The sequence below is a fragment of the Ureibacillus xyleni genome, assembly GCF_900217795.1.
Lineage (GTDB): Bacteria > Bacillota > Bacilli > Bacillales_A > Planococcaceae > Ureibacillus > Ureibacillus xyleni.
Window position 1 is genome coordinate 293,259 of sequence record NZ_OBMQ01000003.1, and the last position, 15,365, is coordinate 308,623.

At 35.6% G+C, this 15,365-nt stretch carries 15 protein-coding genes, 1 tRNA gene and 1 riboswitch; of the genes, 4 read left to right on the top strand and 12 right to left on the bottom strand.

What is annotated here, in order from left to right; genetic code table 11:
- Positions 1 to 157 precede the first annotated feature (157 nt).
- Positions 158 to 278, bottom strand: a riboswitch (SAM riboswitch).
- Positions 279 to 475: 197 nt separating this feature from the next.
- Positions 476 to 2,062, top strand: coding sequence for a phosphoenolpyruvate carboxykinase (ATP) (pckA, locus tag CRO00_RS06945; protein WP_097072954.1), 1,587 nt, complete (start codon positions 476 to 478; stop codon positions 2,060 to 2,062).
- Positions 2,063 to 2,166: 104 nt separating this feature from the next.
- Here pckA and CRO00_RS06950 read toward each other — a convergent pair whose 3' ends face one another.
- The 4 genes from CRO00_RS06950 to CRO00_RS06965 form a co-directional block, all read right to left on the bottom strand.
- Positions 2,167 to 2,946: an alpha/beta hydrolase family protein gene (locus tag CRO00_RS06950; protein ID WP_097072955.1), complete on the bottom strand. Its 780-nt coding sequence runs from the start codon at positions 2,944 to 2,946 to the stop codon at positions 2,167 to 2,169.
- A complete protein-coding gene (locus CRO00_RS06955) occupies positions 2,930 to 3,397 on the bottom strand; it encodes an NUDIX domain-containing protein (RefSeq protein ID WP_097072956.1) in 468 nt (155 codons plus the stop codon). The genes CRO00_RS06950 and CRO00_RS06955 overlap by 17 nt, the downstream gene beginning before the upstream one ends.
- Before the next feature lie 103 nt (positions 3,398 to 3,500).
- Positions 3,501 to 3,788, bottom strand: a complete 288-nt coding sequence (locus tag CRO00_RS06960; RefSeq protein WP_237658343.1) for a transposase — start codon at positions 3,786 to 3,788, stop codon at positions 3,501 to 3,503.
- Between the two features lie 114 nt (positions 3,789 to 3,902).
- Entirely contained in the window at positions 3,903 to 4,349 is a 447-nt protein-coding gene (locus CRO00_RS06965; RefSeq protein WP_097072958.1) for a Dps family protein, read from the bottom strand.
- A gap of 243 nt (positions 4,350 to 4,592) precedes the next feature.
- Between CRO00_RS06965 and CRO00_RS20090 the strand changes: the two genes are divergently transcribed.
- The 3 genes from CRO00_RS20090 to CRO00_RS06975 all read left to right on the top strand — a co-directional run bounded on the left by CRO00_RS20090 (position 4,593) and on the right by CRO00_RS06975 (position 6,061).
- Complete coding sequence (locus CRO00_RS20090; RefSeq protein WP_161946627.1) at positions 4,593 to 4,760, top strand: hypothetical protein; 168 nt, start codon at positions 4,593 to 4,595, stop codon at positions 4,758 to 4,760.
- On the top strand, positions 4,757 to 4,990 hold the full coding sequence (gene yidD / locus CRO00_RS06970) for a membrane protein insertion efficiency factor YidD (RefSeq protein WP_097072959.1): 234 nt from the start codon (positions 4,757 to 4,759) through the stop codon (positions 4,988 to 4,990). The genes CRO00_RS20090 and yidD overlap by 4 nt, the downstream gene beginning before the upstream one ends.
- Positions 4,991 to 5,095: 105 nt before the next feature.
- The gene (locus CRO00_RS06975) at positions 5,096 to 6,061 is read left to right on the top strand and encodes a metal ABC transporter solute-binding protein, Zn/Mn family (RefSeq protein ID WP_097072960.1); all 966 of its coding nucleotides are present in this window, start codon (positions 5,096 to 5,098) and stop codon (positions 6,059 to 6,061) included.
- Between the two features lie 42 nt (positions 6,062 to 6,103).
- Here the strand turns inward: CRO00_RS06975 and CRO00_RS06980 are convergent, their stop codons facing one another.
- The 8 genes from CRO00_RS06980 to CRO00_RS07015 all read right to left on the bottom strand — a co-directional run bounded on the left by CRO00_RS06980 (position 6,104) and on the right by CRO00_RS07015 (position 15,265).
- Positions 6,104 to 7,534, bottom strand: a complete 1,431-nt coding sequence (locus CRO00_RS06980; protein ID WP_097072961.1) for an o-succinylbenzoate--CoA ligase — start codon at positions 7,532 to 7,534, stop codon at positions 6,104 to 6,106.
- 122 nt (positions 7,535 to 7,656) lie between these two features.
- Positions 7,657 to 8,946, bottom strand: coding sequence for a sensor domain-containing diguanylate cyclase (locus CRO00_RS06985; RefSeq protein WP_161946628.1), 1,290 nt, complete (start codon positions 8,944 to 8,946; stop codon positions 7,657 to 7,659).
- Positions 8,947 to 9,064: 118 nt separating this feature from the next.
- Positions 9,065 to 9,883, bottom strand: coding sequence for a 1,4-dihydroxy-2-naphthoyl-CoA synthase (gene menB, locus CRO00_RS06990; RefSeq protein ID WP_097072963.1), 819 nt, complete (start codon positions 9,881 to 9,883; stop codon positions 9,065 to 9,067).
- Between the two features lie 11 nt (positions 9,884 to 9,894).
- The gene (menH, locus tag CRO00_RS06995) at positions 9,895 to 10,701 is read right to left on the bottom strand and encodes a 2-succinyl-6-hydroxy-2,4-cyclohexadiene-1-carboxylate synthase (protein ID WP_097072964.1); all 807 of its coding nucleotides are present in this window, start codon (positions 10,699 to 10,701) and stop codon (positions 9,895 to 9,897) included.
- Positions 10,698 to 12,416 (bottom strand): 2-succinyl-5-enolpyruvyl-6-hydroxy-3-cyclohexene-1-carboxylic-acid synthase, encoded by a 1,719-nt coding sequence (gene menD / locus CRO00_RS07000; protein ID WP_097072965.1) that lies wholly within the window; start codon positions 12,414 to 12,416, stop codon positions 10,698 to 10,700. The genes menH and menD overlap by 4 nt, the downstream gene beginning before the upstream one ends.
- On the bottom strand, positions 12,409 to 13,794 hold the full coding sequence (locus CRO00_RS07005) for an isochorismate synthase (protein WP_097072966.1): 1,386 nt from the start codon (positions 13,792 to 13,794) through the stop codon (positions 12,409 to 12,411). Before CRO00_RS07005 ends, menD begins: the two co-directional genes overlap by 8 nt.
- Positions 13,795 to 14,041: 247 nt before the next feature.
- Complete coding sequence (locus CRO00_RS07010; RefSeq protein ID WP_097072967.1) at positions 14,042 to 14,977, bottom strand: dipeptidase; 936 nt, start codon at positions 14,975 to 14,977, stop codon at positions 14,042 to 14,044.
- Between the two features lie 216 nt (positions 14,978 to 15,193).
- Positions 15,194 to 15,265 (bottom strand) — tRNA-Glu (locus CRO00_RS07015).
- Positions 15,266 to 15,365: the final 100 nt, after the last annotated feature.

The following is a 15,365-nucleotide window of genomic DNA, read 5'->3' on the forward strand; positions in this document are numbered from 1 at the left end:
GTTGGACTCCAAGCCGTTACTGCTCATTAACACGAGGATATCGAAAGGCGCATAATAATTGTTATATTATGTTCATTTTGTACTTTTTTCAAAAAAAAAATTCCTTCACTCACATAAAAGCCATGAGTAAAAGGAATTGTAAATACAGTACCTTTCACTCTTATCGTTCAAGGGATTTTCCCTTGCATCAGGTTGGCACCATCGCATTTATTTTATATAATAAATGCAGGTTGCCGGGCTTCATAGGGCCTTGACCCTCCACCAGCTCGGGATAAGAGTATCCGTTCAATTCAACATATTACGGAATTGATCGTCTATTGTCAATTTATATATGTTGATTTCTTTAAAAGTTTAAAAATTAAAAAATAATTTATGAATAGTATAGATTATTTAATTCAATGTGTTATACTATTTTTGAAATTAAACAAACATCCCATTACAGTGGGAATTCTGAAAAAAGGATGGTATTTAATCGATGAATTCAGTAGAAATTGCGAATGAACTGAAGGAATTATTAAACGGCGGGAATATTAAAGTTCAACTATCAGTACCACAATTAGTGGAAAAAGCTACATCACGTGGAGAAGCAGCTCTAACTGTTGACGGTGCAATTGTTGCCGAAACAGGTAAATATACAGGACGTTCTCCAAAAGATAAATATTTCGTAGAAGAAGAGAGCACAAAAGACAAAATCGATTGGGGCAGTGTAAACCGCGCGATTTCTGCTGAAGTGTTCGATAACCTATATGTAAAAGTTATTAATTATTTAAAAGAAAAAGATGAGCTTTATGTATTCAAAGGTTTTGCTGGTGCTGATAAAGATTCACAACTTTCAATTCAAGTAGTGAACGAATATGCTTGGCACAATCTTTTCTGTCATCAATTATTCATCCGTCCAACAGAAGAAGAATTAGCTTCTCATGTTGCAGAATTTACTATTGTTGCAGCACCAACATTTAAAGCTGACCCAGCTGTAGATGGTACAGCTTCTGAAACATTTATTATTGTATCATTAGAAAAGAAAATTATTCTAATCGGTGGTACTGAATATGCTGGTGAAATGAAAAAATCTATTTTCACAATTATGAATTACTTATTACCTGAACGTGATATTTTCGCAATGCACTGTTCAGCAAACGTTGGAGAAGCTGGCGATGTTGCATTATTCTTCGGTTTATCTGGAACAGGTAAAACAACTTTATCTGCCGACAGCAATCGTAAGCTAATCGGTGACGATGAGCACGGTTGGTCAGACAATGGAGTATTCAATATTGAAGGTGGATGTTATGCAAAAACAATCAACCTTTCAGCTGAGAAAGAACCTGAAATCTACAATGCAATTCGTTTTGGATCTGTTTTAGAAAACGTTGTAGTTGACCGTGATACTCGTATTCCTAACTACGATGATGGCTCATTAACTGAGAATACACGTGTAGCATATCCAATTCATTATATTGAAAACATTGTAACACCATCTGTTGCAGGTCATCCAAAAACAATCGTATTTTTAACTGCTGATGCTTTTGGCGTATTACCTCCAATCAGTAAATTAACAAAAGAACAAGCGATGTATCACTTCTTAAGTGGTTTCACATCAAAATTAGCAGGTACAGAACGTGGAGTTACTTCTCCAGAACCTGTATTCTCTACATGCTTCGGAGCACCATTCTTACCGCTTCCAGCAACTCGCTATGCTGAAATGCTAGGGCAAAAAATTGATGAACACGGATCACAAGTATTCTTAGTGAACACTGGCTGGACTGGTGGAGAATACGGAGTTGGTAACCGTATGAAACTTTCTTATACTCGTGCTATGGTTCGTGCAGCAATTGACGGCAAACTTAACGATGTTGAAACAACTCAAGATGCTGTATTTGGATTACACATTCCAAGAGAAATTGAAGGTGTACCTAGCGAAGTATTAAATCCAAGAGATGCTTGGTCTGATAAAGCTGCATATGACGCAAAAGCTTCATACTTAGCAGACTTATTCAAAGATAACTTCAAAAAGTTCTCTAATGTTTCTGCAGAAATTTTGAAAAATGGTGGACCTTTAGTATAATAGTATCAAGCAAAAATCGACATAATGTTTTATAAACTTTATATCATAAATGAAAGAGCCATTTCCTTATATACGGGAAATGGCTCTTTTACGTCTAACAATTGTTATCTACTTTTCATCCATTCACATAGTGCTTTAACCGTTTTTCGGTTTACATTCGGTGGATAGTGATGACCTAAACCTGAAGAATACCATGTTTCGACCTGTTTATTCTCTTCTATCAACTTTTTCTCGAGGTCATAAGATTGATGTATACTTACATTATCATCCTCTGTTCCATGGATAAGGAGGACCGGTGCATTAATGTCATTTACTTTAAATAATGGCGTTCTTTCATCGTATTTCTCTTGTTCCTTATTTGGAGAACCACCGATTATTCGTTTTAATGTTCTTCTCATGTCAACTCGTTCCATATACATGCTCGTTACACTAGAAACTCCTGCCCAAGTGACTACCGACTTTATATCATTTCGTAAAATTGCCGTCCATAAAGCCATCAATCCTCCTCTTGAAAAACCGAAGAGATGAACATCCTTTACATCTACAAAATTTTTCAACACATCTGCTGCGTATATGGCATCATATCGATCATCGCCTGCCATTTCATCTCTTCCTTCACCACCTCGGTTTCCGCGGTAATAAGGAGCAAAAACGACAAATCCTTGGGAAGCAAATTGAGCAATACGCGGAGGTCGAACCATACCGACAAATTGTAAACCGCCCCTTAAGTAAAGCAGCGCATCATAATTTCCTTCTAGCTTTGGCTTTGCGAGTAATCCCTTCACTCTTAATCCTTGTGACCAATACAAAATTTCGTACATTAAAACATTTGGGTTTGGTGATGGATAATTTCGGATTGATTCAATACTACCATTGTCTTTCATGATTTTTCACTTCCTGTAGCATCTTTTTCATACCTTCATCTTTCATATAAAAACTTAAATTTGGATGATTCCACAATTCCTCAGTTGTTAGCCAAGTCATTCCTAAAGTTTCATGTTCTTCAATAAATTCATCAATACTTTGAACTTTTCCAGTAAACACTACTTTTCCAAATGGCACTTTGTCATGAACGACATAATAGGCAAACCATTTTATATCTGTAATATGTACTGCAGTTTCTTCGTATACTTCACGTATTGCCGCCTGAATTAATGTTTCACCGGATTCAACTTTTCCACCAGGGAACTCGACTCCACGTTTTTTATTAATGGTACACAGCCATTTCCCATCGTACTGCACCAACACTAACACATGCTTAGGTGTAATTTCATAAGGCCCTGCGTCAAATCTTAAATCTACACGACAGCCATTTTCATCAATAAAAGAAAACATCCCTTCGTTCAGCTCCTAGGTACATAAATAACTGTGGGTGAAGTAAATACAATACTTTTGTCCACAATAGATACTCATAGTCTATCGAAGGGATGTTTCATAATCAATGGAAATACGGTAATTGCTCAACAAACTGCTTTGTATTTTCATCGCCAAATTCATGGATGAGCGCATAGACTTTCTTTAATCTTGTATCGATTTCATCATTTTCCTCATCTAAATGATATGGAATATATGGAAGATGAGCTCGAACCAAATTATCAAACTCCAATGAATTTAACTGTAAAAATAAATTTTCAAAAATTCTTGCCTTTTCACTATCCATCTTGAGTTTGAATTCACATGCTTCACCTAAAGGAACATAGCTGTAAGATTGATTTGCGACATTCACATAAATTGTAGTATCGATAAAAATCACTCCTTTTATGTAAGTATGTTGCGAACAAATCACGCCTATTCATAAATGTAAAACACGGTCCAAAAATATGAACCGTGTTTGAAGAGTTTATTGGTTATTTCCTAAAAAAGCAGTAAGCATCCAAGTATGTTTTTCTAAGCTTTGGTACGTTGCATTTAACATATCTTCTGTCCGGTCATCGCCTTCTTCTGCAGCTTGTTCCATTGCTTCTTTTAAATAAGACATAATTGTTTTAAAATCAGTAATTGTTGTTTGCACCATTTCTTCTGTCGACTCTGCACCAGTTGCTTCTTTAATATGAGACATTTCAAGATGCTCTACCATTGTTGCAACTGGTTTACCACCTTTAGAAAGGATACGCTCCGCTACCTCGTCTAAATTTAACGTTACTTCATTATAAAGTTCTTCAAATTTTGCATGTAGTGTAAAGAATGAAGGTCCTGTTACATACCAATGATAATTGTGTAACTTCGTATAAAGAACAGACCAAGTTGCGACTAAATCATTTAATTGTTCAATTAACGTTTTTGCCATAATAATCACCTCATAAGTAGTTTGATTTAATGAAAATTATTTTCAATTAAATTATATCTGAATTTTCGGGTGGATAAATTGTCCATAATTTGAATTTTTTTATCCGCCTTCAAATCATGTCACATTTACTATAACCCAACTTTAGACATTTAAACATGATGATGAATATTGCCATAAAGTTCATAATCCCAACACTCGCTATAAATGAAAATGTTTTATACTATACTAGTAGAGGTGAATACAATGGACATTACATTAGCAATTATTGTTTTAGTTGGAGTTATTTATTTTATTCTAATAATTGGTGCTATTCTTTTTATAAAAAACAAGAAAAAAGGATTTTTTACCCAAACGGTTGATCCAAAACCACAAGAAAGTATGTCTACTCATGAGGAGTTAAAAGACAAATGAAATATTTATTTATTTGGTTAATAAAATTTTACCGTAAGTTTATTTCGCCTATGACGCCACCTTCTTGCCGTTTTTATCCTACGTGTTCTCATTACGGTCTAGAAGCTTTTCAAAAACATGGTGCAATAAAAGGATTTATTTTGACTACAACTCGAATTTTAAAATGTCATCCGCTTCATCCAGGTGGAGTGGATCCCGTTCCAGAAAAATGGCCTTCGAAAAAAAAGTAGATTCGAAGGGCTTTTTTTATTGTCTTTTTTTTCATCTTCCTGTATTATTGAGAATGTTAAAAATACAAATCGTAATTATTACTATTTAGAAAGGTGTGTTATTTATTGAAGAAGTTATCTATTTTACTACTTTTTTCGATATTATCACTATTTTTGGTTGCATGTAATAGCACCACTACTGAAAATGAATCCGCAGCAAAAAACGAATCTAAAAAGCTTAATATATATACAACAGTTTATCCATTAAGTTATTTCGCACAAAAAATTGGCGGCGATTATGTAGAGGTTACATCTATTTACCCACCTGGATCCAATGAGCATACTTTTGAGCCAACACAAAAAGATATGATGCAACTAGCAGATGCAGACCTTTTCTTTTATATCGGGCTAGGATTAGAAGGATTTGTTGAAAATGCTCAAAAAACATTAGCCAATGAAAATGTTAAACTAGTTGCAACAGCTGATAGGATTGCAGAAGAACATTTACATACATCTGTTGTTGAAACGGAAGAAGACCATCATGAAGAACACGAAGATCATCAACACGGAGATATTGATCCCCACGTTTGGTTATCGCCTATCATTGCAAAAGATTTAGCATTGTCAATTAAAGATGAACTTGTCACTGCTTTACCAGACCAAGAAGCATCCTTTAACGAAAACTATAACCAATTAATCTCTGAACTAGATTCATTAAATTCAGATTTTGAAAACATGGTATCCGAAGTCCCAAACAAAACATTCTTTGTTTCTCATGCTTCATTCGGCTATATTGCTGGACAATATGGTTTAAAACAAGTTGCGATTGCTGGACTTAATTCTCAAAGTGAACCATCACAAAAAGAGCTTATTGAAATTGTTAACCTAGCAAAAGACTTAAACGTTGAATATATTTTATTCGAACAAAATATTTCTTCAAAACTATCAACAATTATACAAAATGAAGTAGGGGCAAAAGCGCTTACTCTTCATAACTTAAGTGTTTTAACAGAAGAAGATATTACTAACAACGAAACTTATATCACTCTAATGGAAAAAAATATCGATACATTGCGACAAGCATTACAATAACAAAAGGTTCGCCTCTCAAAAACGTTTGGGAGACGAACCTTTTTATAATAAATCTTTTAATTTTCTTCTCATTAATTTATTTGAACCATTTCGAGGTAATTCTTGTACAACATAAAATTGTTTAGGAATTTTATATTTAGCTAGTTTTTCTAAACAGTATTTTTGAAGTTCTTCTTCACTAATATCGGATTTAAGAACGATAAACGCTATTGGTACTTGTCCCCATACTTCATCTTCTATTCCGCAAACTCCGGCTTCACGAATAGCATCATGCCCCATTAAAACATTTTCAACTTCAGCGGGATAAATATTTTCTCCGCCTGAAATAATTAAATCTGATCGGCGGTCCACAACATATAAGTATCCTTCTTCATCTAAATAACCAATATCTCCAGTATGTAACCAACCATCAATAGTTGGGCTTTTTTCAGCAAATCGACCAATATACCCTGGTGTTACATGGGGACCACGAATAAGAATTTCTCCTTCTCTTCCTTGTTCGTTTGCATCGATTTTTATTTGATTGAAAAATAGCGGTTTGCCAACAGAACCAAGTTTTCTAAGGGCATCCTTATTGGAAAGCGTTGCAGTTTGTGAAGATGTTTCTGTCATACCATACGTTTGACATACGGCAATACCTAGTTGGTGTGCACGTTCTAAATATTTCTTTGGTACTGGTCCACCACCAGGGAGCATTACTTTAAACTTTGGTGAGGCTTTTAGTTGTTTCTCTTCTAAACCATGTAAAATTCTCTCTAATATAACCGCTACAACTGACATATGCGTTACTCTACCTTCTGCAATATCCTGTACTGCACATTCTTTATCAAATTTTTCATATAATTTTACTTCATTTCCGTACAACAAAGATCGTACAAGGATGGAAAACCCACTAATATGGAATAAAGGTAACGCACAAAGCCATACATCTTCCTCTGTTAGGCCGATGTTTAAAACAGAAGATAGTGCACTTGATTGGTGATTTCCTACAGTTTGTCGTACGCCTTTTGGGAAACCCGTTGTCCCTGATGTATACATGATTGTAATCGTTTGATCAACTGGCCAATCATGTGCTATATCAACCTTTACTCCCTTGCTTTCTTCTATTGTAGAAAAAGTGAGTTTTTGAATGTTTGCTGGTAGTATATCAACGTCTGTTTCATCAACTAGCACTACTTCTACTTCAGCATCTTGTATTTGATATTCCAGTTCTGCTTTTGATAGTTTACGATTTAACATCACCATTTCACATTGAAGATGCATACAACCATACATCATAAAAATTAGGCGGGGCTGGCTTGGACCCAATAATGCAATTCGTTGTTTATGTTGAATGCCTAAAGCTGCTAATTGCTCAGCTCGATTCAATGAGATTTCTTTTATTTGATCAAATGTCCAACTATTGTTGCCAAATGTTAGAGCAGCCCGAGTAGGAGTTAAATAGGCTCTTTGTAAAATCCAATTTGGATACATATGAATCCCTCCAATAGTTATATTATATCGCTATTAAGAATTAAAGTACTAACTTTGCCTTTATGGACGTTCCATGCCCATTACGCAAAGAAAAACTGTTCCAGAATTGGAACAGTCCATACTTAAGAAAAATTAATATGGTATCTATTTTTCCCTTTCTCTTTCACATTATATAATGCCACATCAGCACTATTAATGAAGTAAGATTCATCCTTATTTTTCGTTGTACAAATCGTCGCCCCAATGCTCGAGGTCATTGTGATTTCTGTCTTATCAGTTACGATTTTCTTTATAGTTTCTTGCTGAATTTTAGCAATAAACTTCTCTACTTCATTCTCAGATTGAATATGATATAAGATAACAACGAACTCATCACCACCAAGTCTGGCTACTACCCCATCGTCTGCAACAATCCCTTGAATTCGTTTCGCAAACTCTTGGATCACTTGGTCTCCAGCTTCATGGCCCCAACTGTCGTTAATCTCCTTGAAATTATCAATATCAAAAAGAAGTAAAGAAAAAGTTTCTCCTTCTACATTTAACTTCTCAATTGTTTCTCGTAATCGAATTTCAAAGAAACGACGGTTTGGTAGACCTGTTAATGAATCGTGGAAGGCTAAATAAGTTAATTTCTCTTCATTTTCTTTTTGTAATGTAATGTCTCTAGCAACTAAAACGATATGTTTAAATTTATCTTTATCAAACACAGGCGTTCCCGTAAGCTGCGTCCATATCCAACCTTTTGTCATATGAAGAGCTTTTAAAGTTATACTAAATGGTATTCCATTGTCAATTGCATTGTTAAAACTTTGGTCGATTAATTCAAGATAGTCTGGATGAATATTAAAGTACGGCTCTCTTTTTACGTGATTATTATGGTTTGAATCATAACCAAACATTACTTCACTAGAAGGAGAGATATATAAATAATTTTTCTGATCGTCCATTAGAATAATAACATCTTGAACATTTTCAGCGATAATTTTAAAGTTTAGCTGGCTCTCTCGATATTTAGTAGATAAATAATCAAAAACCCGCGCATCCTTTATGACTAAAAATAATCCCTTTTCAATATTAGTCTCTACCATTGGGATAAATTTCACAACACAAGGTATTAATTCGCCGCTTTTATGGATAAACACAAACTTACTTTCTTTAGATGTTCCATTTATTGCGAGTTTAAAACATTCATAAGCATCTTTTTTATCTTCTTCTACAACATAATCCAAAAAACTCGTATGTATCATCTCTTGTATTGTACGGCCACTTAACTTTTCCACAGCAATGTTTCCATCATAAATATTTCCATGAATATTTAACGTTACGATGCCATCTGTATTTAATTTAAAAAGAGATTTATAATCAATTTTCGACGGTTTTGCTAAATTTCCGTTGTTAAGTGATTGATTCATATTCAGCCGCTCCTGTATTTTAAAAAATACCATTTTGAAATTAAACATGCTACTACTATTACTATAACACTAAACAAAAAAACCGTCTCATAAAAATATGAAACGGTTTAGTAACTTTTTATGGGAATCTTGGGAATTGACCAAAGTCTGGTTTACGTTTTTCTTTGAAAGCATCGCGGCCTTCTTTTGCTTCATCTGTTGTATAGTAAAGAAGCGTTGCGTCCCCTGCAATTTGTTGTAACCCAGCTAAGCCATCCGTATCGGCATTCATAGCAGCTTTTAAGAAGCGAAGTGCAGTCGGTGACATTTCAAGCATTTCTTCACACCATTTTACTGTTTCGTCTTCTAATTGTTCATAAGGTACTACTGTGTTTACTAAGCCCATTTCAAGTGCTTGCTGCGCATCGTACTGACGGCATAAGTACCAAATTTCACGAGCTTTTTTGTGACCTACGATACGAGCTAAATAACCAGAACCGTAACCTGCATCAAATGAACCAACTTTTGGCCCAGTTTGACCAAAGCGAGCATTGTCTGCAGCAATTGTTAAATCACATACAACATGTAATACGTGACCGCCGCCAATTGCATATCCAGCAACCATCGCCACAACTGGTTTAGGTGTTACACGAATTAAACGTTGTAAATCTAATACGTTTAGGCGAGGAATTTCATCTTCACCTACATAACCGCCATGGCCGCGCACTTTTTGGTCGCCACCTGAACAGAATGCATGTTCACCTTCACCTGTAAGGATAATCACACCAACATTTTTATCATCTCTTGCACGCGAAAACGCATCAATCATTTCCTCAACTGTTTTTGGACGGAATGCATTGCGCACTTCTGGACGATTAATTGTAATTTTAGCAATACCGTTATAGAACTCATACTTAATATCTTCGTAAGTATGTAAACTTGTCCATTCACGAGTCATCAAAATACCCCCTATTTCTTTAAGACATCCTCTACTATTGTAGCAAATAATGTCGGATTTTCCACATGAATTGCATGACCAACATCACGAATCTCTATATGATCGGCATTGGGTAATAATTCTTTCATTTGATGAGCTATTTTACAAAATTTCTCATCAATCGAACCAGTAATTAATGTAACTGGTTTTGTGATAATGCTTAAGCTTGTCCAAAGGGAGTTTTGTGCTCCTGTCCCCATACCACGTAAACTATTAGCTAAACCAATTTCAGTTTGAGACAATCGTTCTTCCCGGATTTTTTTTCGTTCTTCTTCGGGAAGGTTTTTTTGCGATTGAAAAAGAGGGATATTCCCCCACTTTTCTACAAAAGCTTGCAAACCATTTTGAAGTATTTCATCTGCTAATTTTTCATCCGAAATACGGCGAGCTTCTCGTTCTTGTTCTGTTTTTAATCCAGGAGAAGCACTTTCTAAAATTAGCTGTTTTATTTCACTCGGATACTTTGCAACATAGGATAATGCCACACGCCCACCTAGTGAATAACCTAGTAAAGTGAAGTTTGATAATTGGAGTTCTTTAAAAAGTTCATGGAGTACTTCCACTTGTTCTTCCATTGAATACAATGAAAGATTTGTAGGAGCTTCTGATAAGCCATGCCCAATTAAATCAACGGCCACAATATGATAGTTTTCTGGAATTAGACGAGCTACTTTTTCCCATGTAGCAACACTTCCTGTAAAGCCATGTAGCAAAACAATTGTTTCTTTCGCCATTTCATTCCATCGACGAAAATTGATGTTTATACCTCTAACAATCATTGTTCTAACTCCGCGTGAATTCGTTGCCATAAATTTTTATGGGATTTCACATTTTGACCACGATCTGTATAAATCTCAACTAATCGTAATGGTTTTTGCCTTTCATTATCAAAGAACTTATCCAACTCATTAAAGTCTTTAATTTGGACATATTCCATATCATACATTTTCGCCACTTCTTCAAACTGAAGAGCAGTTGGTGTACCAAATAGGTCTTCATAATATTGTTCAACAGTTGATTGTGAAAGATACGAGAAAATTCCGCCCCCATCATTATTTAATACAATAACAGTTATTTTACATTGCTGATAACGTGTTGCAATTAACGCATTCACATCATGTAAAAAGGCTAAGTCTCCAATTAATAAATACATCTCTCGGTCGCATCTTCCATGACTAAATCCAAGAGCTGTGGACATTACACCGTCGATTCCGTTTGCACCTCGGTTTGCAAAGACTTGTAGATCTTTATCTGTTGGAAGTAAAAATGTATCAATATCACGGATCGGCATACTGCTACTAACAAAAAGGTCACTTTTATACGGTAAGCTTTCGATAATTTTTCGGACAATCGCACCTTCATCACTCTCGATTTCTACATGTGTTTGAATATGTTTACGAGCAATTTCCTCACCTTTTTGCCAATGAGTTAAATAATGAAAGTCAAGGGTATTTTCAATCTGCAATGTTGTTTCTAACCAACTGCCGATTGAAGCATGAATAAAATGAGTCGATACTGCTGTTGAATCTCTAAACATTGGGTCTTCATCAATTACAATAAAATCTTTCGGCATTGTTTCAGTTAAGAAAATCGTTAAAAATTTTGAAACTGGTTGCGCACCAAATCGGATAACAGTATCAGCCACTACATTCTCTTTAAATGCCTTACTTTTCAATAATGCATCATAGGTTGAAATAATATATTGTTCACAATCCTCAGGCACATTTGTTCGTAAATTTGATAAACTTTCAACTAAAACTGGCCATTGTAGTTTTCGTATAAAAGACCACAAATATTTTAGATCTGTACCTAATGCGAGCTCACCAATAATAATAAAACCTTTTCTTGTTTCATTAATCGTAGCCGCTAACAGATTTTCTGCTTCTTTAGATGGTACAAGATCACTGGAATAACTACTTTTAAAGGTTCCCACTGGTAATTCCTCTTGAAATTCAATAAGCAATGGCTCACGGAACGGAACATTGAAGTGGATAGGCCCATATGGACTCGTTTTTGCGATATTTACTCCACGCGCAATATGACGTTCGATAAATGGCAAAGTTTGTGGTGCTTCATCTGGAATCGGAAAATCAGCTGACCATTTTACATGTTCACCATATAAACGAATTTGGTTAATTGCTTGTGGTGCCCCAACCTCTCTTAATTCATGTGGTCGATCTGCCGTTAGCACAATTAATGGAACACGAGCATATTTTGCCTCGACAATAGCAGGGTAATAGTTAGCAGCAGCAGTACCTGATGTACATAAAAGTGCTACTGGTTGATTCTTAGCCTTTGCAAGCCCTAACGCGAAGAAGGCTGCAGAACGTTCATCTACTTGTCGATAAGTTTTTACATTTTTAGTTGACGCAAAAGCATAGGCAAGTGGTGTAGAACGTGACCCTGGACTAATTACAACATCCTGTACTCCGTTTTGAATTAATGATGCCACCATTTTATAAACATAATGAGTTAAAATTTCACGCTCACTCACTCAGTTGTCCTCCTAACGCTCGTAACATTGGACGGAATTTCACTAAAGTCTCTTCATATTCGGAAGTTGGCTCTGAGTCGGCCACAATACCGCCACCTGCATATAAATAGGCTTTATGTTTGATAAGTGCTGCAGAACGAATTGCAACGGCAAATTCACCATTTCCCTCAGCATCAAGCCATCCAATCGGTGCTGCATACAAACCACGATTCATCGTTTCGTATTTTCGAATAATCGATAAAGCCTCTGCTCTAGGTACGCCACCTAATGCAGGAGTTGGATGCAAGTCTTTCACGAGCTGTAGTATCGTCGCATTATGGTTCAATTTTCCTTCTACCGGGGTATATAAATGCTGGATATCACGAATTTTTAAAAGCTTTGGATGTTTAGGCACTTTAAATTCGGTGCAATTTTTTGCAAATGTCTCAGCAATCATCTCAACAACATAGCGATGTTCACCAAGATTTTTTGCATCTTGTAATAAATTTTCCCCGAACTGTTTATCTTCATCAGCTGTTTTTCCTCGTTTTATAGATCCTGCTACACAAGAAGAATAAGCATAGCCATCCTTCACTTTTACAAGACGTTCAGGCGATGCGCCAAAGAATAGTAACTCATCTTGTTCTAATCCAAATAAATAGCTTTCTGGCTGCTCATTGATAACATGAGATAATACTTGAGGTGATGACAGGTTCTCGGCAAACTCCATTTCCAAGGTTCTTGCAATGACCACCTTTTCAGCCTTTTTATTTTTAATTAAGGACGTTACTTTTTCAATTGATTGTAAATAGTCCTGCTTTTTTAATTCCAAGTAATTCGTCATGACAGGTTTTTCGTATGTCTTAAGTTCTTTTACTTGTGCTGCGTGAATTAAATCATCCCGTTCGATTCGCATCGCATCAAATTCTTGTAAACTATTTGCCTTGTCCGTCACTAAATGAACGCTTATATATGCTTTGTCATTACGAATCACAAGCTGATATGTAGCAACAGCAAACAAACTTTGAGGGAAATTATCCCATTCTCCATTTTTTTCATTATTAGGATCGAAAGTAAAACCACCAAATAAAATAGGCTGAGGTTCACTTTCCTCCTTAATAATGTTTTTGGTTAATTCTCTCCATTCGTCTTCTATAAGGTCAAAGCGATTGTGTCCTGCATTATTTTTGATGACATATGCATGCCCAAGCCCAACCAATGTTAATGTTTTTTCGCGATTTTGCCAAAAAAATCGTTGTCCTTTATATTTCTGCTCACCAGCTGCAAAAAATGCTAATGCTGATAGTCGACTTACTTCAATCGTTTCAATGTAGAAGGTTAGTGCTTTGTTGACATTCCCTACTTCTACTTCAGTGGATTGTAGCCACTTCTGATGCATGAAATTTCCCTCCGTTAAAAAAGCAATAAAATACAACTCGACCCATTAGGACGAGTTGATGTTTTACTTATGGGGTTTTATTATTCCCTTAAAAATAACAGAAATGCTTCATCTGTTTTTAAATAAACTTCATTATTTCACTATCTATTCTATCATAACATCTAAAGAGCATATAGAATATTGCTATCATGACTTTGAGTATTTTAGGTGCAATTTTATCCAATAAAAAAATGCGCTAGGAAAAACTCTAACGCATTCCAACTTTTGATATATATTGCATAAACCCTTTACTTGCCATTGTCTCAATTTCTTCAGTGGTGAAAGTTTCAGTTAAAGCTTGAATTAAATTTGGATATTCTGATGCATTTGTTAACTTTTCTACAGTCAAATCAATACCATCAAAATCAGAACCAAAACCAATATGGTCAATGCCAACAAGTGAAGCAATATGCATAATATGTTTCACTAAATGTTTAATGGTTGTTACTTCATTGTTATGATTAATAAATGGTGGATAAAAGACGACATGTATTCGTCCACCATGTTTTACAAGTTGTCTTATCTGCTCATCACTTAAATTTCTGGGATGGTCATAAAGTGCTCGTGCATTACAATGACTTGCAATCAAATTATTGGCTAAAGGAAGTAGATCAAAAAAGCCTTGTTCATTAAGGTGGGCGACATCGATAATTACGTTACGCTCATTTAGTAATTGAATTACTTGCTGTGCAAAAGGCTTTAATCCTTTATCTGGAGATTCAGATGCACCATATGCAACAGCATTTTCGTAATTCCAAGTTAACCCAACCAATTTGACTCCAGCATCAAGTAATAATTTTAGCTTATGAAGATCATCACCGATACAATCACAACCTTCTAAACTTAAAATTGCCCCTATTTCTCCTTCTTGTAGTTCATTTAGCTGTTTCCAATCTGTGATATGGACCATCTCAGGCTCACTTAAAACTTTATTTTGAAATGCTTCTACTTGACGGATTGCTTCATAAAATTTCTGTTCTTGGGGAATATGCGGCTCGATAAAGATTGCAAAAACTTGAACCTTCACATTTCCCTTCTGTAAATTCTCTAAGCTAGCATGTAATCTGGAATCCTTGCGAAACTGAACATCCTCCATTCGGGAGAGCTTTTCTAAGACATCGCAATGCAAATCTATAATTTCCATTTGACCACCACCCTATTATTGATATTTCGGTACAAGTATTTTATGAAGATTTAGTTCTTTATATTTGGTTTACTATCACATTAAAATTGCCAACGTCTATGAGAGGTAGTAAATCGAAATTCTTTGATTGTTCGTAAACATAGCGAAAGATGAAAATAGTGTAAAAGGGAAAAAAAGCACACTCAAGTTGTTTGACAATCTTGAGTGTGCTTTAAATGACCCGTACGGGATTCGAACCCGTGTTACCGCCGTGAAAGGGCGGTGTCTTAACCACTTGACCAACGGGCCTAAATTATGTATGGCGGAGAAGGAGGGATTTGAACCCTCGCGCCGGTTACCCGACCTACACCCTTAGCAGGGGCGCCTCTTCAGCCTCTTGAGTACTTCC